Raw genomic sequence first — 23,324 nt, forward strand, 5'->3', positions numbered from 1 at the left:
ACCGGCGAGATCGGCCCCGGCCTGGTGGTGCTGCTCGGGGTGACGCACGGGGACGACACGACGAGCTGCGACCGGCTCGCGCAGAAGGTCGGTGCGCTGCGCGTGTTCCCCGACGCCGACGGCCGCATGAACGAGCCGGTCGGCGAACGTGCGGTCCTGTGCGTGAGCCAGTTCACGCTGTACGCCGACACCAGCAAGGGGACACGGCCCAGCTACGTCGCGGCGGCACGCCCCGAGGTGGCCGAGCCGCTCTACGAGCGCTTCTGCGCCGCCCTCGACGCGCAGCGCGGCGTCTTCGGCGCGCACATGGAGGTCGAGCTCGTCAACGACGGGCCCGTGACGGTGATGGTGGAGGTCCCGCCGCGAGGGGACTGAGCGGGGGGCCGCCCCTCAGGAGGCCGACGCGATCGTCACCTCGACCACGTCCCCGTCGCCCACGTCCTCGCGGCGACGTACCTGCGCTTTCACCGGGAGGAGGTAGGCGTCCCGCGCGGTGTCCGCGAAGAGGGTCGTCGACCACGTCGTGGCCCCGATCGTGGCGCGGACGGCGACCATGCCGAACGGCCGACCGTTCCCGGCGGTCCGGGCCCGGATCTCGTCGACCACGGGGGCCGGCACCGTGACGAAGTGCCATCCGGACGGGCCGTCGTGCTGCCAGATGGCCTCGCTGAACGTGAACGTGAAGGACACGGCGGCGAGACTAGACTCCCCGGCATCATGCCGCCCGTTGACCGCTTCGTCCCCCGCTTCGCCGCCGAGCCTCCGCAGGAGCAGCTGCCCTACGGGCGCTGGGCCGACCGGTTGAAGGCCGAGTTCCTCGGTGCCTGCGCCCGGATCGACGACGGCGACGGCGAGGACCTCGGCGAGACCACCGGCGCCATCGACTGGTTCCCCGACCGCACCTGGAACGGCCGCACCTACGTGCCCGCCACGGTCCGGACCACCGGCGGCTACGAGCTCTACGGCTACGTGAGCTACCTGCCGGCGACCGAGAAGGGCGAGGAGCCCTCGTCGTTCTTCTCCAGCGCCGACTACACGGCCGAGGTCGCCGAGTCCAATCCCGACTGGCAGCTCGACCTGTGCGAGGAGGTCATCGGCGGCTGGCGCGGGGAGGAGAACAACGTCGCCGCGATGACGCTCGTCTGGGGCCGCCCCCTCAAGGACGGGGGCGCGGTGGTGACGGCGGAGCTCGCGGACCTCGCGGTCGACCAGTGCCTGCTCGTCGACGGCACGTTCACGCTGCTCGCCCCGGACGCCTACCGCGGCGACTTCCTGGACATCAAGCTCTTCGACTCCCGCGGGACGGAGCTGGCCCGCGAGTCCCTGTACGAGGACGACGAGGGCGAGGACGCCGGCGAGGCGGCGTGAGCCCGACGATGGACGTCGATGTCGCCGTCCGGTCGCGCAGGACCCACAAGGCGTTCGGCGCCCGGTCCGTCGACCGGGACACGCTCGCGGAGCTGCTCGAGCTCGCGACCTGGGCCCCCAACCACCACCTCACGAACCCGTGGCGCTTCCGGGTGCTCGGCCCCGCCGCGCTCGAGCGGCTGAAGGACGCGGCCGAGGCGGGAGCGCCCGGGTCCGCGTCGAAGCTCGACCGCGCCCCCACGCTGGTCGTGGTGTCGTACGTGCGGACGCCCGAGGACCCGGTCGCCGACGAGGAGGACCTGTGCTCGAGTGCCGTGGCCGCCTACCTCGTGCTGCTGGGCGCCCACGCCCGCGGGCTCGCCGGCTACTGGCGCACGCCCGCGGTCCTGCGCACCGCCGAGGGACGGGCGGCGCTCGGGCTGCAGCGCGACGAGCACCCGCTCGGCCTCCTGCATCTCGGCGAGCCCCGGCAGGAGCAGCGGGTCCCGGAGCGCGCGCCGCTGCCGCAGATCGTCCACTGGTTGGACTAGCCGCTCACGGTCCGTCGTCGGCGTTCCGACGTGGGCCGTATGGTCCGGTCGCTCACCGCCCCTCCCGTCCTCGTCGCGCTCGCCGTCCTCCTCGTGGTGGCCTCGTCCGCGTCGGCGTTCCGCCTCGGCGATCGCTCCGGCCCCATCCGGGGCAACCCGGCCCAGGCGCTGGCGCACCGGGAGCCGGACACCGAGGTGTACGACCGGGCCACGCGCTGCCTGCGGATCCGCCGGCCCGGAGTGGAGCGCATGCTGCGGTGGCTGGACCGCAACGCGGCCGGGGTGAGCTGGGGCACCTACCGCTGCGAGCGGTGGGGGCGCGGGAGCGCCTCGCTGCATGCCGAGGGGCGCGCGATCGACTGGCATCTCGACAGCCGCGACGCCCGCGAGCGGGCAGCGGGCAAGCGGCTGATCCGGCTGCTGCTGGCCCCGGACAGCACCGGCACCCCGCACGCCCTCGCCCGCCGCATGGGGGTGCAGGAGCTGATCTGGGACTGCTCGTACTGGAGCGCGGGCAGCGAGGAGTTCAGCCGGTACGGGCCCTGCTACAGCCGCGACCGCAAGCGGCGCCGCAAGCGGGTCAACCCCACGATCGCCCACATGGACCACATCCACATCGGCATGACCAAGGCCGGAGCGATGGGCCGCACGAGCTTCTGGAAGCGCTGAGCCGACGGACTCCGGCCCCGACGGGCTCCGTCTGCGGCAGACTTGCCGGCATGGCACCGGATCGGGAGCGCGGACGCGCCGCGCAGCGTCAGCAGGCCACGGACGAGCGCATCCAGGAGATCTTCCGCGACGCCAGGGCCTGGTACTTCCGCGGCATCCTCGCGCTGCTCGTCGCCATCCCGCTGGCCTTCCTGAGCGTCGTGCTCGCCGGCGCGCTCGCCGCGGTGACGCTCGGATGCGTCGTGCAGGGCACGCGCATCGGCATGGAGGGCGAACTGCTGCGCCAGGGTCGCGACCAGGAGCACTAGCGGCGCGGCGCGGCGGCCGCAGCGGCCGCGACAGCGCGGCTACCGTGCGGTGGGGACCGCCTCGGCCACCTCGGAGCTGCTCAGCGGGAAGTGACACGCGGCCTCGCCGCCCCGCTCCTTGGGCTCCAGCAGCGGCTCGGTGACATCGCACGTGCCGGCGACGGCCTTCGGGCAGCGCGTGTGGAACCGGCAGGCACGTGGCGGGTTCGTCGGCGACGGGACGTCGCCCGTGAGGACCTGGCGCGTCTTGGCCGCGGCCAGGATGGGGTCGGGCACCGGAACGGCGCTGAGCAGCGCGCCGGTGTACGGGTGCTGCGGGTTCGAGTAGAGCTGCTCGCTGGTCGCGAGCTCGACCACCTTGCCGAGGTACATCACCGCGACCCTGTCGCACATGTGCCGCACGACGCTGAGGTCGTGCGCGATGAAGATGATCGTCAGCCCCATCTCCCGCTGGAGGTCGCGGAGGAGGTTGAGGACCTGCGCCTGGATCGACACGTCGAGCGCCGACACCGGCTCGTCCGCCACGATCAGCTTGGGCTCGAGCGCGATCGCGCGGGCCACGCCGATGCGCTGGCGCTGCCCGCCGGAGAACTCGTGCGGCAGGCGGTTGTAGTGCTCGGGGTTCAGGCCCACCGTCTCCATGAGACCCTGGACCCGCGCCTTGCGCCGCTTGTCGTCCTTCTCCACGCCGTGGATCACGAACGGCTCGCCGATGATGGTGCCGACCGTCTTGCGCGGGTTCAGGGACGAGTACGGGTCCTGGAAGATCATCTGCATCTCTCGACGCAGCGGCTTCAGCTGGCGACGCGACATCGTGGCGATGTCGGTGCCCCGGTACCGGATCGACCCGCTCGTGGGATCGAGCAGCCGGGTGATCAGGCGGGCGGTGGTCGACTTGCCGCAGCCGGACTCGCCGACGAGGCCGAGCGTCTCCCCTTCCAGGACGTCGAAGGACACGCCGTCGACCGCCTGGACCGCGCCGACCTGGCGCTGGATGACGATGCCCTCCCGGATCGGGAAGTGCTTGACGAGGTCGCGCACCTCGACCAGCGGGGGGCGCGCCTGCTCCTGGGACGGAGTGCTCATGCGTGGCTCCTCAGCTCGGCCCAGATCTGCTCGCGCCGGTCGTGCGCGAGGACGCACGCGACGCCGTGGCCTGGGTCCTGCGGCACCGGCTCCAGGGGCGGGTCCTGCGGCAGGCACGCGTCGTGCCGGTAGGGGCAGCGCGGGTGGAAGGAGCAGCCCTGGGGCTTGACGATGAGTGACGGCGGCCGCCCGGCGATCGGGACGAGCTCCTGGTCGCGCGGCGTGTCGAGGCGCGGGATCGACTTCAGCAGCCCCCACGTGTACGGGTGCTGCGGCTTGGCGAAGATCGTCTCCTTGGTGGCCTTCTCGATGATCCGCCCGGCATACATGACGGCGATGTCATCGGCCACCTCGGCCACCACCCCGAGATCGTGGGTGATCATCACGACGGCGGTGCCCAGCTCGGACTGCAGGCGCTGGATCAGGTCGAGGATCTGGGCCTGCACGGTCACGTCGAGGGCCGTCGTCGGCTCGTCGGCGATGAGCAGCTTCGGGTCGTTGATCAGGGCCATCGCGATCATCACGCGCTGGCGCATGCCGCCCGAGAACTCGTGCGGGTAGGAGTCGATCCGCTTGCGGGGGTCGGGGATCCCGACGAGTCCGAGCATCTCGATCGCCCGGTCGCGCGCCTGCGCCTTGGTCATGTCCTGGTGGACCTGCACCGCTTCCACCAGCTGCTTGCCGATCTTGTAGAAGGGGTGCAGGGACGACAGCGGATCCTGGAAGATCATCGCGATCTCGTTGCCGCGGATCTGACGCAGGTCCTCGGCCGAGGCGGCGAGGAGGTCCTTGCCGTCGAAGTGGATCTCGCCGGAGATGCGGGCGTTGCGCGCACGGGTCAGACCCATGACCGTGAGCGACGAGACGGACTTGCCGGACCCCGACTCGCCCACGATGCCCAGCGCCTGGCCCTGGTCGACCGAGTAGGAGATGCCGTCGACCGCCTGGACGACGCCGTCGTCGGTCTCGAACTGGACGGAGAGGTTGCGGACCTCGAGCAGCGCCACGTCAGTACCTCACTCTCGGGTCGAGGTACGCGTAGATGACGTCCACGATGAGGCTCATGACGGCGACGCCCAGCGCGAGGAAGACGGTGGTGCCCTGGATGGTGGCGAGGTCGCCGCGCTCGATGGCGTCGAACGCGTAGCGACCGACCCCGGGGATGTTGAACACGGTCTCGGTGAGGATCGCCCCGCCGAAGAGGATGCCGATGTCCAGGCCGAGCACGGTGACGATCGGCGTGACCGCGGAGCGGATCGCGTGCCGGAGCACGACGCGCCGCTCGCTCAGGCCCTTGGCGCGCGCGGTGCGGATGTAGTCCTCGCTGAGGGTCTCGAGCAGGTTGGCTCGCAGCAGCCGGGCGTAGATCGCCGCGAACGCCATCGACAGCACGAACCACGGCATCACCAGCGCGTGGCCCTTCTCGAAGAACCCGTCGGCGTCCTGGTAGGAGCCGGAGCCCGGCAGGATCCCGAACTTGCCGATGTCGTCGCTGAACAGGTACAGCGCGACGAGGCCGAGCCAGTAGACGGGCGCGGAGATGGCAAGCAGCGCGCCGCCCATGAGCAGGCGGTCCCAGACGGTGCCGCGGAAGACCGCGCTGACGATGCCGATCGAGACGCCGACGACGACCCACACGACCGCGGCGCCGAGGACGAGGAACCCGGTGGCCGGGATCCGCTCGAACAGCTGCTCGCGGACGGGCAGGTCGTTGACGTACGACGTGCCGAAGTCGAAGTGGAAGAACAGGTCGGAGAGGAACGTCCAGAGCTGGGAGTACCACGCCTTGTCGAGCCCGAGCTGCTCGCGGATCAGCGCGAGCGTCTCCGGGGAGGGCGAGCGACCGGCGCGCAGCGCAGCCGGGTCGGCGGTCGGGAGCTCGTAGAAGATGAAGAACGTGATGCCGCTGATGAGGATCAGCAGCAGGACGGTCCAGAGGAGTCTGCGGATGATGAAGGGGCCCACGGGGTTCCTGATCGGTGACGGTGGCCGCCCCCCGCCCCCGCCGCGCGCTGGCGACGGGGACGGGTCCTGGCGGTCAGGTCGATCGTGTGATCGTCGGCGGTCCTACTTCAGCGACGTGAACGTGAGGTCCACGAGCGAGTTGTAGGGGTTGCCGAGACCGTTGACGTCCTTGGACCAGATCAGCGTCGTCTTGTCCCAGATGAACGGGACGACGGGGGCCTGGGCCATGATCATCTTGTCGACGTTGCCCCATGCGGCGTTGCGTGCGTCGCCCTCGAGCAGCGCAGCCTCGTCCATGGCCTTGTCGATGGCCGGGTCGTCGAGCTGACCGAGGTTGTTGTTCCCGCCGTCCTTGCGGATCTCGGAGCCCTTGAACGTCGGCACCAGCATCGACTCCGCGTCAGCGAAGTCCTTGAACCAGCCGGCGCTGCCGCACACGTTGACCTTCTTGGCGGGCACCTGGCACCACTCGGTGTACACCGCGTCCTGCGGCACCGTACGGAACGTCACCTTGAAGCCGAGCTTCTCCAGCTGTGCCTTGGCGACCTCCGCCTGGGCCTTGCCCGGGTCGGCGTTGGCCGTGACCATGAACACCTCGTCGTCACCCTCGTACTTGCCGGAGGCGTAGCCCGCCGCCTTCATGTACTTGGCGGCGACGTCCATGTCCCCACGCGGGTTCTTCATGTAGTCCAGGTCGGTCTCCATCCCACCGGCCTCCTCGAAGCCCGGGAACCCGGGCGGGAGGATGTGGGTGGCGACGTCACCGACGAACTCGCCGCCGCGCGCCTTGACCGCCGCCTCGCGATCGAACGCCGCCAGGACTGCCTTGCGGACGTTCAGGTCGTCGAACGGCGGGATCTGCGTGTTCAGCGGGAAGTACCGGTAGCCACCCGACGGAACCTGGGTGAACTGGTCCTTGTACTGCCGCGGGAGCCGGGGCAGGATCTGCGCCGGCGGGTTGGTGTCGAGGATCATGTGCGACCCGTCGAGCACCTGCTTGGCCGCCACGTTGGCGTCCGAGGCGTTGGTGCGGATGTCGATCTCGTCGAGGTAGGCCGGCTTGAAGTCCAGCTTCTCGTCCCAGTTCGGGTTGCGCACGAGCTTGATGCTCTTGCCGGCGCTGTAGCCGGTGAGCTTGCCGTCGGCGTCGTTGGGGATCATGTACGGACCCGTGGCGACGACGTGCGTGTTGTACGTCGAGGGGTTCTTCTCGTCGTGCTTCTTGGCGAACTCCTCGGGCACCGGAGCGGTGATCGGCATCACCAGCGCGGCCGCGAAGGACACGCCGACCGGCTTGGTCAGCTTGAAGACGAGGGTGTAGTCGTCAGGCGTCTCGATGCCGGGGAACGTCTTGAACTCCTTGCTGTTCTCCTTCGGAGCTCCGTCGATCGCGTTGAAGTAGGCCGTGTACTGGCCACCGACGTTGACGGTGAAGAACCGCTCGATCGCGTACTTGACGTCCTTGGAGGTCACCTCGCGGTTGACCGGCGGGGCGAACTTCACGCCCTGACGCAGCTTGACCGTGACCGTCTTCTTGTCGGCCGAGATCTCCGGGTCGCTCGCGGCGAGGTCCGGCTTGGCCTTCTCCCCGTCGTCCGGTGAGAACCCGTACAGGGTCTTGTGCATCGCGTAGATCGTCTGGAACCCGAACTGGTAGTAGCTGTGACCCGGGTCCAGGTAATCGACGTCGCTGGCGGCCAGCTCGATCAGCTTGCCGCCCTTCTTGCCCTCATCGACCTTGGCGACGTCTTCTGTCGCGGCGCCGGACGAGGACTTCTTGTCGGAGTCGTCATCGCCGCACGCGGCAAAGGCGAATGCGGAGATGGCGAACATCGCCAGTAGGAGGAATCGCAGACGACTCCTGGTCATGGTTTGTCCTTTCGGAGCGAACGGGGAACGAACACGGAACAGAAGATGGGGTCGCGCATCGCCATCACTTGGAGGTGCGCGGGTTGAGGGCGTCCTGGAGACCGTCGCCCACGATGTTGAAGGCGAGCACCGTGGTGACCAGGGCCAGGCCGGGGAACACCATGAACCACCAGGCGATGTCGAAGATCCCGGTGGCCGAGGCGATCATCTGCCCCCAGCTGGGGGTGTTCACGTCGACGCCGACGCCGAGGAACGAGAGGGCCGCCTCGAACAGGATGTTCTGCGGGATCAGGATCGTCGAGTAGACGATGATCGGCGCGATCAGGTTCGGGAGGATCTCGCGGAAGATGATCCGCGTGTTGGAGGCGCCGAGGGACCTGGCGGCCTCGACGAACTCGCGCTCGCGCAGGGAGAGCACCTGCCCGCGGATGATCCGCGCCATGTACGGCCACGAGGCCACGCTGATCACGAAGATCACCACGCCCCGCCCCGGCTGGATCGCACCGCCGAGGCATCCTTCACGGCCGGAGCACGCGACGCCGACGCCGATCGCCAGGACCAGGACCGGGAAGGCGAGCATGAGATCCATCGTGCGAGCCAGCAGGGTGTCGACCCAGCCGCGGTAGAACCCGGCGATCATCCCGAGCGTCACGCCGATCACCACCGTGATGCCCGTGGCGATGAACGCGACCTCCAGCGAGAGCCGCGATCCGTAGACCACGCGGGAGAACACGTCCCGACCGCGCTCGTCCACGCCCATGGGGTTGTCCGACGAGGGGCCGGACGGCAGCCCGAAGTCGTCCAGCAGGTCGGGGTTCTGCACGTTCGGACCCGGTGTGCCGAACAGCTTCACGATCAGCGGCGCGAAGATCGCCACGAGCACCACGAACCCGACGACGCCCAGGGCCGTCAGGGCGACCTTGTCGCGACGCAGGCGCCGCCAGAAGAGCTCCAGCGGAGAGCGGGCAGCGATGTCCGAACCGGACTCGGCCGGGGCGAGGCCCTCGCTGTCCGCACCCGGGTCAAGCGTCTCGGGGGCGCCGGGCGAACTCATCCCGTGTACCCCCGCGTCGTGTCATCGACGGTGGTGATGTGCACTTCTCCTCGCAGCTGTTGTCCTCGACCGGAATCCGTCACGACCCTGCTGGCTCCGTGACGGTCGTACACCCCGACCGAGCGGCGAGCGTACTCCGTTTGGGTGCCTCGTGCACCCGAATTGCACACCGGTTACCCGAGCCTTGGGCGTGATAACCCCGATCTGTTGGCCGACCCGTCCAGAGCCGATCGGCGCGGTGCGCCGGTGTGTCGAAGGGGTTGTCCACTCCGTGTCCGCCGCCGACCGCGGATGCGCCTGAATGCAATGCTCGTCGTGGTTCGCGCCCCCGCCTGCGCGTGACCCGGACGCGACGCACGGCGGACCGCTCCCGGCGACCGGACGCGAGACGTCCCGGCGTCGTACCCTGCCCGCAGGCCCCGATAGCTCAGGTGGATAGAGCGACCGCCTCCTAAGCGGTAGGCCGCAGGTTCGAATCCTGCTCGGGGCACTCGATGAATAGGGGCTTTTCGGCCGCCGAACCGTCGAATCGGTTGCTTCTTGTTCCCGGATCTTGTTCCCTATGTGCCCATGGCGCTGCGTGACATCACCGGGCACACGCGCGTCGAGACGCGCAGGAACGGTCGTGTCTACGTCGCCAGCTACATCCGCGCGAACGGGTCAAAGACCCGTGTCGTGCTCGGCCCGGCGTGGGGTCAAGGACACCGGCCGCAAGACCGCTCGGGGTGCCCCGATCTGGCGGGCCGCCGACGGCCATTGCCCGGATGGTCACCTGACCCCTGGAGCGGCACGCGATCGCCTCGCTGACCTGCTCGCCGCGGAGCGCGCGAAGCCTCGCGCGAAGAGCCGAGCGGGCTCGGCGCGCACCCTCGGGGACGCAACCGATACGTGGCTCGAGCACGTCGCCACGGTCGGCGGTCGCCGCGGGCGCGAGATCGCGCCGACGACGCTCCGCGGCTACCGCTCCTCAGCGTCGGTGATCGGGCGCGTGATCGCGCCGGAGACACCGCTGCGGAAGGTGGACGCCGCCGCCTGCAACCAGCTCCAGCGCAAGCTCCTCGCGCGCGAGCTTCAGCGCTGGACCGTGCGCCATCACATGATCACGCTGCGCGCGATCCTCGCGCACGCGGCATCGCTCGGCTGGCTCTCGTCGACCCCGTTCTCCGACGGCACCGTGTCCATCATCGGTCAGCCGCCGCCACCCGCGGACTTCAACGTCCTCGAGCCGTCCGAGGTCGAAGCGGTCGCGCGCGCCGTCGAGGCGATCACCGACGCCGAACTCCCGCGCTACCGCGCCAGCGACAAGACCGACGAGCGGGCACTCGCCCTGATGCGCGCCACGCGGGCGACCGCCGCAGACGCCGTCCGCCTCGCGGCCTACACCGGCCTTCGCGTGGGCGAGCTCCGCGCATTGCGCTGGCGCGACGTCGACCTCCTCGGCGAGGTCCTGCTCGTCCGCCGCAACGCTCCGGCCAGCGCGCCAGCGGCGGCAGGCGTCAAGGCACCGAAGTCGACCAAGGCCCGGTCGGTTCCGATCATGGACCAGGCAGCGACGGTACTCGCGCGCGTGAAGGACCAGCGCGAGAACGCCGGCCTGCCGACCGGGCCCGACGATCTCGTCCTGAGCACCACCGCTGACGGGATGATCCAGAGCGGCAAGCTGCGCGACGCGTTCTACCGAGGCCTTCTCGCCGCCGGGTTCGGGCACCTACGCGAGAAGCCCGAGAACCCGATGACCGTCCACGACCTCCGACACACCTTCGGCACGATCGCCGTACGCGCCTTCGACCTCGTCGAGGTCCAGGCGTACATGGGACACAGCGACATCGGCACGACCATGCGGTACGTGCACCACGTGCCTCGCCACGATGCTGCGCGGCGGTTGTCGGCAGCGTTTGCGGAAGATCGTGGGGCGCCGGGCGGACGGCGCACCGACCGCGTCGAAACGACATCCGGCACGACCGAGCGGCAGCGTCCCGCTTGACCGGGAGTCCATCAGTCCACTCGAGTCGATCGATGACGACGTGCACTCCAGAGCCAACGAGCAGCCAACATGCCGGTAACGAGCAGAGCTACGCCTGCCAGGACAACTAGGACGTAGATGAGTCCATCGCACCGCCGCCCGTCGGGATAATCCGCGCACGACGACGGCGCAAGGGCAGCCGCGGTTAGAAACAGCAAGACGAAGCCAGTGATCGAGAGGAAGAGGGGGCTCCTCATGGCATGCGCACTTCACCGGTCGGCGGCGACTCGGCGCCATCGATGGCCGGCGCCTCTGCAGGATCGAAGGCCGCCTCGTCCAACAGTTTCCACTGATCGAGCTCCTTGACCAGGGTCAATTGGTACTGAAGCGGCGGATCGGTCGTCCACTGTCCCGAGGCCTGGTCCAGCCAGCGTTCCCTGGCCGTCACCGTGATGTCCGCTGTCACGGGCGTTGAAATAAGTACCTCCTCCCACTTGTCGACCTGGAATTCGTGATCGGAGTACTGCGGAAAGCTCGGATCCGCGGCCGCGGTCTCGATCGCTGCCGTTGTCTCCGCCACTACGTCCTCGAGAACAGCCACTCCGTAGATCTTGCTCAGGTCGGTCTTCAGCGTCGGCGAGACCGCCGACGGACGCATGAGGTCCCGATCGCGCTCCAAGAGCGACACTACGCGCTGCTTGAGGTCGTTAACCTCGGTTGCCGCCCCGCGCGCCGTCGATCCAGAAAGTCGCTTGTATGAGCGTGACGGATCTACGACAGGCCCGCTGACCTCCGTCGCAGAGTCGACGACCGCCTGCTTGTCGGGGGAAAGGGTGAGCCCCGCCGCGTGCGCGGCGCCTATCGCAGCTACGCTGGTCGCTAGAACGGCTAGGCTGGCCGCGTTCACACGAGTCTTGATCTTCATTGGTCAGCCCTTGTGACGGATGATGATGGTGCGCTTACGGGCCTTGAATCGCTTGTTACGCTCGAAGGCCCAATCGAGGTTCCAGATCGCGCTGAATCGGTCCGTCGAGTGCTGCGCGATGCGATCACTGTCCGTGCCTCGAGTTCCGATCGCAAGGGCGAGGTGGCTGAAGCCGTCGCCCCGCCCGTGGTCGTACATGACGACATCGCCGGCTCCGCCTGGGTGGTACGGCAGCGAAGGCCGCGCATTCACCTTGGTCGCCACCCGGAGGTGTTCGGTCATGTAGTTGGCGAAATCCGAGACCACAGACCACGAGTGCGACCATGAACGATTACTGTCGAAGGGGTTGAGAGGAGTGTTCTTGCGCTTGATGTACCAACCCTTTGTCATCGGCATGCCGCCACCGTTGTGCCATGCCTGACTCACGAAGTTCGTGCAGTTCGTGCCCTCAAACCGCTGGAAGGGACGCCCGCGGTTCTTGTCCCACCAGTACTCCGCAAAGCTCACAGTCCCCGCTCTGTTGAACCCGCCACTCCCTGCGGCAGTGGCGGACGAGCGCGTCGTGGTCCCCGACTCCACGGCCACGTCGCTCGTGTCCCGCGCGTCGAGCTGCTGCTCTTCCTCGGCGGTAATTGGGAAGTTGTACCGCTTGCGCGATGGGACCAAGGACGTCTCATGGATGGTGTACTCAATCCAGGCATCGTCCGCCCGTAGAGCGAAGTCCTGCCTAAATTCTCGCGCATCGGCGATGAACTGGTGCTCGTAGGGCAGCGGATCCCAATCGGATCGCTCGACCGACCACCGTTCAGTGGCCATTCCACCGAGTTCGTCGGTGACCTCGACCTCGATGACATGCGGCCCGGCAGCGAAGGCTCGAGATGGGAACGACCACGATGTCCTCATGCCGCATCCGAGGCAGAGTTGCTGCGGGTTGTGCACGACATAGCCGTCGACCCTCACCGTGATACTGCGAACGCCGGCGAGGATGCCGAGCGCCCCAGATCGGGGCTGGGCATCAACTACTAGCCCGTAGTCGTCCGCGTACAGCTGCTTCTCGGCGAGATCTCGCAAACGCCCGCTGACCTGTATCCGCGGTCCGCCGCTAGTAAGTACGGCCACGGACTCGCAGACCGCGCCGTCCGTGTCGCAGCGAACCGAATCCCCTGGGATGAAAGCGAATGGCTTGCTGACGACCCCACAGGTCAGGCGAAGCGTCAGCTGGCCGTTGCACTCTGCGGTCTCGCCGGTCGAGACGGGATGAGTGAGCCAGCCGTCCGTTCCAGCGCGCCCAGCGACCGTCAAAGTGAAAAAGGAGTAGATCTGCTCAAGCTGCTCCTCGCCGGTGTACGGCGCCGGCAGACTCCGGGTGAAGTCCTCGACGTAGTAGAACGTCTGCAGTCGGTTGGGATCCGGTGATCCCGCGACGTTGAACATGTGGCCCGCGTCAAGGGGCGTGAGCGGCCGTGGAGCCGCTTCGCCGAGGTGGGCGATGCCCCAGCCGTCGATCCCTGCGTTGCACTGCAGAGCCAAGCCGTAATGGATGTACCGCGTCGGTCGCGGCGTGTCCGAGAAGAGCTCGACGTTGCATCCGACAAGCTTGCCATAGCGAAGCGCGAAGACCTGCCCGAAATAAAGCGACGTGCCGGGCGCTCCGAGCACTGTGCCCCGAAGCCCCGCCGCACCGGTGTTGATGTGCACGCCGCGCCGAAGCTCGGCGGCGGCGTCCTCACCGATCACCGCGGGAAGAGCGGCTGCGGTCGTGTCGGCGGGTACCTCCAGATCCGGCAGGACGGGCACCGAACCCTCGGCGATCGCCGCCTCGACCGCGGACGTCTCGCCGACGGCTGACCAATCGTGATCGTAGAGCGCTTCCAGCGCCTGACGATCCTCAGCCGCCGGAGCGGAAACTGCCCAAGCCGATGGGGCGCCCTGGGCTGCCGCCATGCAGCCGAAGACGCACGCCATGATCATCGTCCGACGCACGTGACCTCTTCCTCAGTCGATACAAAGCGCCTCATGCGCTCCGTCGCGGTCGAGAAGTGAATCAACTCGTCAAGACCAAGTACGACACACGTCCAGATGCTGGAGACCGCCACTAGGCCGCGCCTTGCTGATGCAGCGTCCACCAGCACGCTGAGTCGTCTGTCGGCATGTCCTACGCGAAAGCTCGATCGCGCTCACGTAGGGATGCATCCGGCAGGGTCTGACGAGCGGACGGCCGCAGACCCGATGCTCGGCGGTATAGCGAGAGCAATCGTGCTCACGCAGCGCGGCCGCCATCGGCGGAATCGCGGTGGCGCTCAGCGGGATCGGCACGCGCTCGGGCTCCTCGACGTCCTCGCGCTCGCGCTCCGATCTCCTCCGTCATAGCTCTCGGCATGGCCGAAGCCGCCCGACGCCTACCCGACCACACGCCGCGCCTCACCGTCCCATACGGCCCGACGCCCGACACGCGCCCGCAGGCCCAGACGGCCAGGCACAGACTTTCACCCGGCGAGCGAGCCCGCCAGCGCAGGCCCTCTGCCGCGCCGGGTGCGCAACTCACCGGGGGGTTAATCGTGGCTGGCGCGACTGAGGGGCATGCGGCCATTCGCCAGCATGGTCACCTCTCGGTCCCGACCGTCGTGTTCGGTCGGGTTGTCTCGATTTCGCTCGCTGCGGCTGCAGGCGCGCAAGGAACCGCGAGGGTGGTCGGCGACCGGGGCGACATCCCAGGTAGATGGCGCGCCTTTCCGCTCACCGCGAACCTCACCCGCGATCCCGCCGGTCCCGTGGCCTCGAGCCCGTCGAGTTCGCCGACAGCGCGATGCAACTCAGGGGGTAGTCGTGGCCGGTTCGCGCGACCTAGGGTCAGGATGCTGACGCTCGGCAAGCTCGGTGCGGGACCGGACACAGGTCGCTACTACGTGCGGCAGGTCGCCAGCGGCCTGGAGGACTACTACGCCGGGGAGGGCGAAGCGCCCGGTGTGTGGGTTGGCACCGGGGCACAGCGTCTCGGGCTCGCCGGGCGTGTCCAGGACGACGAGCTGCTGCGGCTGCTGGCCGCGCAGCACCCGTTGACGGGCGACCCGCTCGGGCGGCCCCTGCGGCCCGGTGCGGTCGCCGGCTTCGATCTCACGTTCAAGGCGCCCAAGAGCGTCGGTGTGCTGTTCGGGATCGCGGACCGCGACCTTTCCGCCGAGGTGCGCGATGGGCACGAGGCGGCGGTGCGCGACGCGCTGGGCTACCTGGAGCGCAACGCGTGCATCGTGCGTCGCGGTCCCGGCGGCCGGATCCAGCTGCGTGGACAGGGGTTCGTCGCCGCCGCGTTTCGCCACCGCACCTCTCGCGACGGCGATCCCTTGTTGCACACGCACGTCGTGGTGGCCAACCATGCGCTCGGGCCCGACGGGCGTCGCACCGCCCTGTACGGGCGCGCGATCTATGCGCACGCCAAGACCGCCGGCTACGTCTACCAGGCGTCGCTGCGCGCCGAGCTGACCGACCGCCTCGGGGTGAGCTGGGAGCCTGTCCACAACGGCGCCGCTGACATCACGGGCATCCGTCGCGAGATCGTCGAGCTGTTCTCGCAGCGGCGCGCGGCGATCCTGCAGACCATGCGCGAGCGCGGCGAGCACAGCGCCCGCGCAGCGCAGATCGCCGCGCTCGACACCCGCCGCCACAAGGCAGCGCCCGCTCCACAGCGGGGCCAGCGCGACGCGTGGCGCCAACGCGCCGCCGCCCACGGCCTCGACCACGAGGAGCTGCGGGATCTGGTGTGCGCCCGCGAGCCGGCGCCGGCCCTCACCGAGCTCGACCACGCGCGCGAGGTGCGGCGGCTGCTCAGCGCCGACGGGCTGACCGCCCGTTCCTCGACGTTCGACCGTCGCGACGTCATCCGCGCGCTGGCCGAGCACGCCCGCCACGGCGACCGCGCCGCCCCGATCGAGGCCCGAGCCGACGCGCTGCTCGCCCACCGCGACGTCGTGCGACTGACTGACGGTCGCTACAGCACGCGCGAACTCCTCGAGCTCGAGGCCAACCTCCTCGCGGGCGCGCGCAGCCGCAGCGACGGAAGATCGGCCACGGCGACACCGACGGCGATCGCCCAAGCGCTCGCGCGGCGGCCCTCGCTGAGCCCGGACCAGTGCCGCCTGGTCGAGCAGCTCACCGGCCGGCCGGGCGACGTGCAGGTCGTGCTCGCGCCCGCCGGAACGGGCAAGACGTTCGCACTGGACGCCGCCCGCGAAGCATGGGAGCGCAGCGGCGTCACCGTGCTGGGCTGCGCGCTGTCGGCGCGGGCGGCGTGCGAGCTGCGCGAACAGGCCGCGGTCAACGCCACCACGATCGCCCGCCTGCGCCACGCCCTGGACCGCGGCACCTACCTGCAACCTGGTTCGGTCCTGATCGTCGACGAGGCCGGCATGGTCGGCACGCGCGACCTCGCCGCGCTCGCCGACGCCGCCGCCCACGCCGACGTGCGACTGATCCTCGTCGGCGACGACCGCCAGCTCCCGGAGATCGAGGCCGGCGGTGCGTTCCGCGCCCTCGCCCGCCAGCAACCCGGCGCGACGCTCACCGAGGTTCGCCGCCAGCGCGATGAATGGGACCGCCAGGCGCTCGCGGAGCTCCGCCACGGCGACCTCGAGCAGTTCGCCCGCAGCTACCTGCGCCAGGGTCGCCTCGTCCTGTCCCCGACCGCCACCGCCGCCCGCGCCGCCCTGGTCAGCGACTGGTGGCAGGCCGCCCAGAATCCCGGCGAGCACGCGCTCATGATCGCCAACCGCCGCGCCGACGTCGCCGACCTCAACCAGCGCGCCCGCACGCTCATGCGCGCCGACCACCGCATCGGATCGGACGACGTCCTGCAGACCGAACACCGCGCCTTTGCGATCGGTGACCGCGTCATCGCCACCCACAACGACCGCCGCCTCGCCGTCCACAACGGCCACACCGGCGTCCTCACCCACGCCGACCACGGCACGCTCACCGTCCGTTTGGACGACGGCCGCGACGTCAAGCTGCCCGCCCGCTACGCGCTCGACGGGCACCTCGACCACGGCTACGCACTCACCGCCCACCGTGCCCAGGGCGCCACCGTCGACCGCGCCTACGTCCTGGGCTCCGACGAGCTCTACCGCGAATGGGGCTACACCGCCCTCAGCCGCCACCGCTACGAGAGCCGCTTCTACCTCTCCGCCAGCCCCCAGTTCCTCAACGAAGCGCCCGCCCCGCTGCACACCGACCGGGACGCCGCCGCGCAGGTCGTGCGCACGCTCGACGGCAGCCGCGCCGAACACCTCGCCCTCACCCACCACCACCGCGACCCTCGCCTGGACCGCCGCGACCGCGACCAGCACCGCCTCGACGAACTCGACCGACGCCGCGACGCGCTGCACCAGCAACGCGAGCGGACCGCCAGGTTTCGCCGCGGCGCCCTCGCCGCGATCGACCGTGATCTCGAGACCGTCGAGCGCCAGCGCGACCACTGCCAGCACGCCCTCGCCGAGACCGACAAGTCGCTACGCGAGCGGCCGGCCATCGGCCCACCCCAGGTCCTCCCCGCCGCCGCCCCCCTCCGTGACCTCCCCACCGACCGCGACACCAGACCGCTGAACGTCCGCCCCGCGCGAGACCTCGCCGACGCCCTCGGCGGCGGCCCGGACCTCGGCCTCTAACCCGTTCCCCGAAGGAGACCCGCAATGGCCATCACCACCCGCCCGCTCAACGGCCAACTCCAACTCGAGCTCACCAGACCCAGCCTCCAGGAACCGCTCCTGACCGCCGCCGACGCCGCCCAGCTGCTCGCCGTCCGTGTCTCCTGGATCTACGAAGCCACCCGCGACGGCCGCCTCCCACACATCCACGTCGGACGCCACATCCGCTTCCTGCGCAGCGACCTCGAAGCATGGGTAGCGAAGCAACGCGCCGGCGAATGACGGAGAGCGGGGACGCGCTTCGGTCTGACGCGTGGCGCCGCGCGTGGTCCGCCCCCTCGTCACATGCCGAACCGGTAGGCGCTCGCGGTCAAGGCCGTCCTGGGCCTACGAGGCCGCCCGGGACGAACCGCATCCCCACATCGGCAAGAACCTGAGGTTCCTGCGCACCGACCCCGATGCGTGGGTGCTCGAGCAACCGCGAGCGGTGAGAGACGGCCAGCGCGAAGACCTTCCGCTACTCCGGCAACGTGCCCCAGCGCTGCACGAGCGTGGGGTCGCTCGGGTCGTCGACGACATGACGCAGTCCGACGCGATCGCAGAGCGCGAGGCTACGAAGGTTCCGGCGATCCACCCGAACGAAGGTGCGGCAGTGCCGCCCGAGTTCGCGCATCTGCCGGAACACCGTTAGGAGCATGAACTGCCCGAGCGAGACCCGGTCACCGCTCGGCAGGGCGAGCAGCGTGCCGCGGGCCGACAGCGCAACGGCCACGACCTCGGTGTACCCGACGTCGGGCACGAGCGTGGGCTCGATGTGATGGGCGGCGACGGCAAGGAGCGCGCCACCCGAGGAGTGCGCGAGGAGCAACCGGCCGTCGACCGTGAAGCAGCACCGAGATACCGACGCGGCAGTGGTCCACGGATCTGCTCTTGAACCAACTCCTCCCAGGGATCGCCAGCGCTGCACGCGAAGGCGGCAAGTGCCGGCAGGTCGGCGTCCGTGGCGGCTCGCACCGCCAGCTCGCCGAGGATCACGCTACGCGGGGAATCCCGTCGGGAACCATGATCGACGCGTCACCCTCGACAGAGAGCACCGACGGATCAATGCCGTCGAGCACGTGGCCCCAAGCCGTCCCGTACATGTCAACCGGCGTGGCCCCAGCACGAGCGGCAGCCACGAGCGCAAGCGTCTAGGCGGCCTCCTCCTCGGTCATCTGAGAAACAACCTGCCGCAGCTCTCCTTGACGGACACGGCTTGATCTTACCGTCGCCACCGGGCTTCGCCGAATCCCGCAACGCAACGCTCCACTACTGGTCGCACGCCAATCCCTAAAGAGCGCGGCGGTACTGTGAGGGACAGGGCGTCACAGCCAACACAGCAGCAACCGCCCACGTATTCGGCCGACGAGATCGCGCTCGCTCGCGCGGGCAAGCTGCGACTGCGCACGTGGAACATCGCCGACGTGCTGGCCGAGATCGGCCCGCCCGCGGGCCCGCGTTCAGGCGTCGGCACGGTGGCCCTACAGGACGTTCGCGACGACCGTGTCTGACGCATCCGCCGGGCCGTTATACGTCGACAATCTCCCCGCTGAACACGCAAATCTTGTTCCCCAGCTTGTTCCCTAGCGGTCTTGTTCTCCAGCCTGTTCCCGCATCGGAGCTGGAAGCTCGTTCCGAAAACCCCTTGTTCAAGAGGTTTCGAGACAACCCGAGGCAACCAGATGGCGCTAGGTCGCACTCCTAAGCGGTAGGCCGCAGGTTCGAATCCTGCTCGGGGCATGGCCCGCGCGCCGGCGCGGCGGCCATCGCGCCCGATGGGACGGCTCCGGCGCGCCCCGAGCAACCAGCGGCGGTCAGGCGCGGTCGGGCCGGTCCGGGTAGATGTCGTCGATCGTCGTCAGCGCGACGTAGGGCGCTCCACCGGCAGCCTCGACGATGCGCTCGCCGCCGCCGGCGAGCCGGTCCAGGACGCTCACGACGCCGACGATCCGACGCCCTTCGGCCCGCAGCGCCTCGATCGCCTGGATCGTGGACCCGCCGCTGGTCACGACGTCCTCGACGACGAGACAGCGGTCCTCGCCGTCCAGGAAGGGACCCTCGATACGGCGCTGCAACCCGTGGGCCTTGCTGTCCTTGCGGATGAAGAACGCCTTGACCTCGGCTCCTCCGGCCAGCGCCGCGCAGGCGACGGGATCGGCCCCCATCGTGAGGCCGCCGACGGCCGTCGCGTCCCACTCCCGCGCGTAGCGCGCAACGAGCTCGCCCATCGCGAGGAAACCGGCCGGACGGAGCGTCGCCCGCTTGGCGTCGACGTAGTACTGGGCGGTCGCGCCGCTCGAGAGGACGACCTCGCCCAGGACCAGCGCGTGCTCGCGCAACTCGACGATCAGACGATCCCGGGCATCCATGCGCCTACGCTATCGCTGCTCGGCCGCACGTCGCGGTCCGGGTCGATGTCTCCGTCACGAAGGACGACGACCGTGCTCGAAGGACCGCTGCGCGCCCTCTCCATCATCCTCAGCCTCGCCGTCCTGGCGGGCTTCGCGCTGTTCGTCGTCGACGAGACACGCGAGGCCAGCGCCCAGAGCGCCGCCCAGATCGAGGGCCGCGAGGCCGCGACCACCGCGTCACCCGACCCGAGCCAGGAGCGGGCCCGCGAGAAGGCCCACGGCGACGTCCGCGAGGCGATCGACGACGTCAACGACGTGCTGCTGGCCCCGTTCGCCGGCCTGACCGACGACAGCTCCACGGCGTGGGTGCGGCGTGGAGTCCCCGCCCTCATCGCGCTCGCCGTCTACGGCCTCGGGCTCGGCACCCTGGCCCGGTACGGCCGCGGCCGGGCCTGAGCGTCGACCCCGCGCCGGTTCCTACCGGTAGGTGTCCACGCGGGTGCCGTACCGGATCCAGCGGAAGATCGAGTTCGCGTCGGGGATCGGCACACGCAGGCACCCGTGGCTGGCGTTGTACGGAGGCACCGACCGGTACCCGTGGATCGCGTACCCGCGGATGAAGTACGACGAGTGGACCATGCCCAGGGCGTTCGTCCCGAAGTCCTTGCGGTACACGCGGAAGCTGCCGAGGATCGTCGGCGTCGCCGGCGCCCCGGTGCTGGTCGGGTAGATCCGCTCGACCTTCCCGTTCGGGCCGATCAGGGCGAGCACCTGCCGGGAGATGTCCGCCTCGACATGACGACCGTGCGACGGGTAGCGCACCCGGAAGCGCCCCTGCCCCGCGGCAAGCCGGCGGAACACCTCGCGGTCCGCGCGCTCGTTGCGCGCCATGCCCACGACCTTGCGGAAGGCCATGACGGCGCGACCCGTGCGGGCGTCGAACACGCCACGGCGCCCGACCACGTACCCGAGCCTCGACAGGCGCTGCTGCAGGACGCGGACGGCCTGGCCGCGCGAGCCCGCGGACGCACGGAGCGGGAGCACGTCGACCGTGCGGGCCTTCGCGATCGCCGTCTTCAGCTCCGGTGTCGCGCGGTGGGTCGCGCGTACCGTGACGCGCCCCGGCGTCTTGGTCCTGAACGAGACGAGGAAGTAGCCGCTCTTGCCGGTGCGGCTGCGCAGCAGTCGGACGTTCTTGACGAGGATCTTCTTGCCGCCGCGATAGAAACGGACCGCGACGCGCTGATCGGCGACGTAGGGCGTCAGCGTCCCGCGCACGCGCCAGCGGCTGCCGGCGAGCACGCTGGCGCGCGATCCGCCGACCCGCTCGGGGGTGATGGTGAGCACGCCGCTCACCGCCTTCGCGGGCGCGGGCGCGGGCGCAGGGGCGGGCGCGGGCGCGGGGGCCGGCTCGGGAGCGGGTGCGGGATCCTGCGCCATCGCCGTCCCCGGGACCAGGAGCGCGAGGGTGCCGAACGCGGAAAGTGCAGTTGAGCGACGCATCTCGCGGGATCGTACCCCGAGCGCCGCCGCGTCAGACCGGAAGGGGTCTCGGCGGGGCCGGACCGAACGCCCGCCGCACCACGAAGGCGCACGCTGCGATCACGGCCAGCGCGCACGCCAGGAGCACCGGGATCTGCCAGTCCCAGTCCTGCGTCGTGCCGAAGGCGATCGAGTTGTTGATCGCGTGCAGCACGATCGGCGGGTACAGCGACTGCGTCTTGGCGTACAGCAGGCAGAGCACGAACCCGAACACCCCGAGGGGGACGAGGAAGCCGACCGGCGAGCCGCCGGCGTGGATCGCCCCGAAGGTGATCCCGGTGATGACCGCCGCCGGCCAGATCCCCCGCCAGTTCGCGAGGGCGCGGAAGAAGAAGCCGCGGAAGAAGAACTCCTCGGCGATCGGCGCGACCACCGTGACCAGGAGGGCGACGGCGATCAGCGCCGCGGTGGACTCGTCGACGCCGAGCTCGGTCGGCAGCGTGTCCTCCTCGTCGCCGAGGTCGAACGCCACGGACCAGATCGCGCTGAAAATGATGAACCCGAAGAACGCCGCGGTGGTCCAGCCGACCGCCGCGCCCCACCCCACCGGCCGCAGCCCGAACTGCCACGGCCGCGGCCGCGCGACCGTCGCCGCGAAGAAGACGGCGGCGAGGATCAGGCAGGTGTCCTGGACGTAGGTCGCGCTGATGGTCACTCCGGCGGGCGGGTCCTCGAAGGAGCCGCCGAAGGCGGCGACGCCTCCGGCGATGAACACGTAGCCGACCGAGGCGGCGACGAACCCCAGGATGAGCGCGACGAACGCCGTCCAGGGCTTCCACCGTGGCCGCTGGATCCCAGGCTCGACGCCCTCCGGGAGCTCGGGCAGCAGGGGCGGGGGCGCGGTGCCGAGCCCGCCGGGTGGGCCCGACGTCGGGACGGACGGGCGGTCGCCGGGGTCGGCGGGGTCGTCGCTGCGATCCGTCATGCGTCCTGCGAAGAGTAGCCGGGCCCACCCAGCACGAGACCCGTGAGGGCGCCGAGGTCCGGGACGACGCGCGCCGTCGGGTGCGATCCGACCACGCCGTAGCGGTCGACCAGCACGCCGTCGATGCCGGCCGCGGCCGCGGCGAGCGCGTCGGGCGGGGTGTCGCCGACCATCAGCGTCCGCTGCGGGTCCACGTCGCCCGCCATCGCCATCGCACGGTGCAGCATCAGGGGATCGGGCTTCGACGCGCCGCTCTCGGCGCTGGTCAGCGCGGCGTCGATCAGCTCCTCGAGGCCGGTCCGTCGCAGGACCTCGTGCAGGGAGATGTCCCAGTTGGACACCACGATCAACCGCACCCCGGCCGAGCCGAGCTCCCGCAGGACCGGCTCCACCTCGGGGAACGGCGGGAAGCGCAGGGCCTCGAGCATCGCCGCGCCGATCTCGTCCAGCCCGAGGCCCGCGACGGGCGCTCCCAGTTCGTCGGCCACGATGCGCGCGCACCGCTCCCGCAGGCCGGCCAGCGCCTCGAGGCTCCCCGCCGTGTCGCAGTTGGCGCGGTAGTAGGTCATCTCCGTGACCATGGCGGCGTGCGCGTCGTCGGGCGTGACCCGCGCTCCGCGGCGCTCCAGCGCGGCGGCCAGGTGCGGCCCCGGGGGTTCGAGATCGAGGATCGTGCCGAGGGCATCGAGCAGCACGAGGTCGTAGCGGCGGCTCGTCATGCGACCCAGTGCCAGGTCGCGAAACGGGCGCTGAACACCGCGAGCAGCAGGCCGGAGACCCCGAGCAGGAGCCCCGCCCGACGGGCACTGGTGCGGGCGAGCCGCCACCCTGCCCACAGGTACAGGGGGAAGAGCACGGCCAGGAACCTCGGGATCGACATCAGGGGCTGCGGCCCGACCGGCGTGGAGAGCGGCAGCGCGAGGGCCACGACGACGTAGGCGCCGTACGCGGCTGGCAGGCTCCGCAGGACTCCGACGATCGCCGGGACGCAGGCCACCAGGAACGCGAAGAGGATGAGGTTCTCCTGCGCGACCACGAACGGGTCGCCGCCGGACGCCGTGAAGTAGACGGGCTCCCGGGCGCCCGAGAGCAGC

General features: G+C 70.1%; 23 protein-coding genes, 2 tRNA genes and 1 pseudogene. 12 read left to right on the forward strand and 14 right to left on the reverse strand.

Going from position 1 to position 23,324, the window contains the following annotated elements; translation table 11 throughout:
* Positions 1-375: D-aminoacyl-tRNA deacylase (gene dtd, locus ABYE80_RS04835; protein ID WP_372789120.1), on the forward strand; the 375-nt coding region annotated here is incomplete at its 5' end.
* A gap of 15 nt (positions 376-390) precedes the next feature.
* Here the strand turns inward: dtd and ABYE80_RS04840 are convergent.
* Positions 391-690 carry a DUF1905 domain-containing protein gene (locus ABYE80_RS04840; RefSeq protein ID WP_372789122.1) on the reverse strand — a complete coding sequence of 100 codons (300 nt, stop codon included), beginning with the start codon at positions 688-690 and terminating at the stop codon, positions 391-393.
* Between the two features lie 27 nt (positions 691-717).
* Between ABYE80_RS04840 and ABYE80_RS04845 the strand changes: the two genes are divergently transcribed.
* Genes ABYE80_RS04845 through ABYE80_RS04860 form a run of 4 tightly spaced genes read left to right on the forward strand, consistent with a single transcriptional unit; the run spans position 718 to position 2,875 of the window.
* Entirely contained in the window at positions 718-1,368 is a 651-nt protein-coding gene (locus tag ABYE80_RS04845) for a hypothetical protein (RefSeq protein WP_372789124.1), read from the forward strand.
* Positions 1,365-1,898, forward strand: a complete 534-nt coding sequence (locus tag ABYE80_RS04850; protein WP_372789126.1) for a nitroreductase — start codon at positions 1,365-1,367, stop codon at positions 1,896-1,898. Before ABYE80_RS04845 ends, ABYE80_RS04850 begins: the two co-directional genes overlap by 4 nt.
* 39 nt (positions 1,899-1,937) lie before the next feature.
* Complete coding sequence (locus ABYE80_RS04855) at positions 1,938-2,567, forward strand: hypothetical protein (protein ID WP_372789127.1); 630 nt, start codon at positions 1,938-1,940, stop codon at positions 2,565-2,567.
* A gap of 50 nt (positions 2,568-2,617) precedes the next feature.
* The gene (locus ABYE80_RS04860) at positions 2,618-2,875 is read left to right on the forward strand and encodes a hypothetical protein (RefSeq protein WP_372789129.1); all 258 of its coding nucleotides are present in this window, start codon (positions 2,618-2,620) and stop codon (positions 2,873-2,875) included.
* A 39-nt stretch (positions 2,876-2,914) separates the two neighbouring features.
* Here ABYE80_RS04860 and ABYE80_RS04865 read toward each other — a convergent pair whose 3' ends face one another.
* The 5 genes from ABYE80_RS04865 to ABYE80_RS04885 form a co-directional block, all read right to left on the reverse strand.
* Positions 2,915-3,961 carry an ABC transporter ATP-binding protein gene (locus tag ABYE80_RS04865; protein WP_372789131.1) on the reverse strand — a complete coding sequence of 349 codons (1,047 nt, stop codon included), beginning with the start codon at positions 3,959-3,961 and terminating at the stop codon, positions 2,915-2,917.
* The gene (locus ABYE80_RS04870; RefSeq protein WP_372789133.1) at positions 3,958-4,968 is read right to left on the reverse strand and encodes an ABC transporter ATP-binding protein; all 1,011 of its coding nucleotides are present in this window, start codon (positions 4,966-4,968) and stop codon (positions 3,958-3,960) included. The genes ABYE80_RS04865 and ABYE80_RS04870 overlap by 4 nt, the downstream gene beginning before the upstream one ends.
* 1 nt (position 4,969) lies before the next feature.
* A complete protein-coding gene (locus ABYE80_RS04875) occupies positions 4,970-5,926 on the reverse strand; it encodes an ABC transporter permease (protein ID WP_372789135.1) in 957 nt (318 codons plus the stop codon).
* A gap of 102 nt (positions 5,927-6,028) precedes the next feature.
* Positions 6,029-7,759 carry an ABC transporter substrate-binding protein gene (locus ABYE80_RS04880; protein WP_372789137.1) on the reverse strand — a complete coding sequence of 577 codons (1,731 nt, stop codon included), beginning with the start codon at positions 7,757-7,759 and terminating at the stop codon, positions 6,029-6,031.
* Positions 7,760-7,859: 100 nt separating this feature from the next.
* Positions 7,860-8,849 carry an ABC transporter permease gene (locus ABYE80_RS04885; RefSeq protein ID WP_372789139.1) on the reverse strand — a complete coding sequence of 330 codons (990 nt, stop codon included), beginning with the start codon at positions 8,847-8,849 and terminating at the stop codon, positions 7,860-7,862.
* A gap of 416 nt (positions 8,850-9,265) precedes the next feature.
* Here ABYE80_RS04885 and ABYE80_RS04890 point away from each other — a divergent pair.
* Positions 9,266-9,339, forward strand: a tRNA-Arg gene (locus ABYE80_RS04890).
* Positions 9,340-9,519: 180 nt separating this feature from the next.
* A complete protein-coding gene (locus ABYE80_RS04895) occupies positions 9,520-10,833 on the forward strand; it encodes a tyrosine-type recombinase/integrase (RefSeq protein ID WP_372789140.1) in 1,314 nt (437 codons plus the stop codon).
* Between the two features lie 232 nt (positions 10,834-11,065).
* Here the strand turns inward: ABYE80_RS04895 and ABYE80_RS04900 are convergent, their stop codons facing one another.
* Entirely contained in the window at positions 11,066-11,737 is a 672-nt protein-coding gene (locus ABYE80_RS04900; RefSeq protein ID WP_372789141.1) for a hypothetical protein, read from the reverse strand.
* Between the two features lie 3 nt (positions 11,738-11,740).
* The gene (locus ABYE80_RS04905; RefSeq protein ID WP_372789142.1) at positions 11,741-13,720 is read right to left on the reverse strand and encodes an amidase domain-containing protein; all 1,980 of its coding nucleotides are present in this window, start codon (positions 13,718-13,720) and stop codon (positions 11,741-11,743) included.
* Between the two features lie 872 nt (positions 13,721-14,592).
* Here ABYE80_RS04905 and mobF point away from each other — a divergent pair.
* Positions 14,593-17,394, forward strand: a complete 2,802-nt coding sequence (mobF, locus tag ABYE80_RS04910) for a MobF family relaxase (protein WP_372789143.1) — start codon at positions 14,593-14,595, stop codon at positions 17,392-17,394.
* Between the two features lie 24 nt (positions 17,395-17,418).
* Positions 17,419-17,655: a helix-turn-helix domain-containing protein gene (locus ABYE80_RS04915; RefSeq protein WP_372789144.1), complete on the forward strand. Its 237-nt coding sequence runs from the start codon at positions 17,419-17,421 to the stop codon at positions 17,653-17,655.
* A 235-nt stretch (positions 17,656-17,890) separates the two neighbouring features.
* On the opposite strand, the gene ABYE80_RS04920 is transcribed toward ABYE80_RS04915, so the two are convergent.
* Positions 17,891-18,241: a hypothetical protein gene (locus ABYE80_RS04920; RefSeq protein WP_372789145.1), complete on the reverse strand. Its 351-nt coding sequence runs from the start codon at positions 18,239-18,241 to the stop codon at positions 17,891-17,893.
* Between the two features lie 481 nt (positions 18,242-18,722).
* Here ABYE80_RS04920 and ABYE80_RS04925 point away from each other — a divergent pair, with 481 nt between their 5' ends.
* Positions 18,723-18,923, forward strand: a complete 201-nt coding sequence (locus tag ABYE80_RS04925) for a hypothetical protein (RefSeq protein WP_372789146.1) — start codon at positions 18,723-18,725, stop codon at positions 18,921-18,923.
* 155 nt (positions 18,924-19,078) lie between these two features.
* Positions 19,079-19,149, forward strand: a tRNA-Leu gene (locus ABYE80_RS04930).
* Positions 19,150-19,226: 77 nt separating this feature from the next.
* Here ABYE80_RS04930 and pyrE read toward each other — a convergent pair.
* Positions 19,227-19,781: an orotate phosphoribosyltransferase gene (gene pyrE / locus ABYE80_RS04935; protein WP_372789147.1), complete on the reverse strand. Its 555-nt coding sequence runs from the start codon at positions 19,779-19,781 to the stop codon at positions 19,227-19,229.
* 72 nt (positions 19,782-19,853) lie between these two features.
* Here pyrE and ABYE80_RS04940 point away from each other — a divergent pair, with 72 nt between their 5' ends.
* A complete protein-coding gene (locus tag ABYE80_RS04940) occupies positions 19,854-20,219 on the forward strand; it encodes a hypothetical protein (protein WP_372789148.1) in 366 nt (121 codons plus the stop codon).
* A gap of 21 nt (positions 20,220-20,240) precedes the next feature.
* Here the strand turns inward: ABYE80_RS04940 and ABYE80_RS04945 are convergent, their stop codons facing one another.
* The 4 genes and pseudogenes from ABYE80_RS04945 to ABYE80_RS04960 form a co-directional block, all read right to left on the reverse strand.
* On the reverse strand, positions 20,241-21,266 hold the full coding sequence (locus ABYE80_RS04945; RefSeq protein WP_372789149.1) for a L,D-transpeptidase family protein: 1,026 nt from the start codon (positions 21,264-21,266) through the stop codon (positions 20,241-20,243).
* 31 nt (positions 21,267-21,297) lie between these two features.
* On the reverse strand, positions 21,298-22,230 hold the full coding sequence (locus ABYE80_RS04950) for a lysostaphin resistance A-like protein (RefSeq protein WP_372789150.1): 933 nt from the start codon (positions 22,228-22,230) through the stop codon (positions 21,298-21,300).
* A complete protein-coding gene (locus ABYE80_RS04955; RefSeq protein WP_372789151.1) occupies positions 22,227-22,949 on the reverse strand; it encodes an HAD family hydrolase in 723 nt (240 codons plus the stop codon). Before ABYE80_RS04955 ends, ABYE80_RS04950 begins: the two co-directional genes overlap by 4 nt.
* Positions 22,946-23,324, reverse strand: a pseudogene (locus ABYE80_RS04960) (hypothetical protein); the annotation flags it as partial. The pseudogene ABYE80_RS04960 and the gene ABYE80_RS04955, both read right to left, overlap by 4 nt.

This window comes from Paraconexibacter sp. (assembly GCF_041602235.1).
GTDB lineage: Bacteria > Actinomycetota > Thermoleophilia > Solirubrobacterales > Solirubrobacteraceae > Paraconexibacter.

What these genes read in the sequence shown, in the direction of transcription:
- ABYE80_RS04845 (WP_372789124.1), top strand. Translation starts at nt 718, where the DNA reads ATGCCGCCCGTTGACCGCTTCGTCCCCCGCTTCGCCGCCGAGCCTCCG.
- ABYE80_RS04855 (WP_372789127.1), top strand. Translation starts at nt 1,938, where the DNA reads ATGGTCCGGTCGCTCACCGCCCCTCCCGTCCTCGTCGCGCTCGCCGTC.
- ABYE80_RS04860 (WP_372789129.1), top strand. Translation starts at nt 2,618, where the DNA reads ATGGCACCGGATCGGGAGCGCGGACGCGCCGCGCAGCGTCAGCAGGCC.
- ABYE80_RS04865 (WP_372789131.1), bottom strand. Translation starts at nt 3,961, where the DNA reads ATGAGCACTCCGTCCCAGGAGCAGGCGCGCCCCCCGCTGGTCGAGGTG.
- ABYE80_RS04880 (WP_372789137.1), bottom strand. Translation starts at nt 7,759, where the DNA reads ATGTTCGCCATCTCCGCATTCGCCTTTGCCGCGTGCGGCGATGACGAC.
- ABYE80_RS04885 (WP_372789139.1), bottom strand. Translation starts at nt 8,849, where the DNA reads ATGAGTTCGCCCGGCGCCCCCGAGACGCTTGACCCGGGTGCGGACAGC.
- ABYE80_RS04900 (WP_372789141.1), bottom strand. Translation starts at nt 11,737, where the DNA reads ATGAAGATCAAGACTCGTGTGAACGCGGCCAGCCTAGCCGTTCTAGCG.
- mobF (WP_372789143.1), top strand. Translation starts at nt 14,593, where the DNA reads ATGCTGACGCTCGGCAAGCTCGGTGCGGGACCGGACACAGGTCGCTAC.
- ABYE80_RS04915 (WP_372789144.1), top strand. Translation starts at nt 17,419, where the DNA reads ATGGCCATCACCACCCGCCCGCTCAACGGCCAACTCCAACTCGAGCTC.
- pyrE (WP_372789147.1), bottom strand. Translation starts at nt 19,781, where the DNA reads ATGGATGCCCGGGATCGTCTGATCGTCGAGTTGCGCGAGCACGCGCTG.
- ABYE80_RS04945 (WP_372789149.1), bottom strand. Translation starts at nt 21,266, where the DNA reads ATGCGTCGCTCAACTGCACTTTCCGCGTTCGGCACCCTCGCGCTCCTG.
- ABYE80_RS04950 (WP_372789150.1), bottom strand. Translation starts at nt 22,230, where the DNA reads ATGACGGATCGCAGCGACGACCCCGCCGACCCCGGCGACCGCCCGTCC.
- ABYE80_RS04955 (WP_372789151.1), bottom strand. Translation starts at nt 22,949, where the DNA reads ATGACGAGCCGCCGCTACGACCTCGTGCTGCTCGATGCCCTCGGCACG.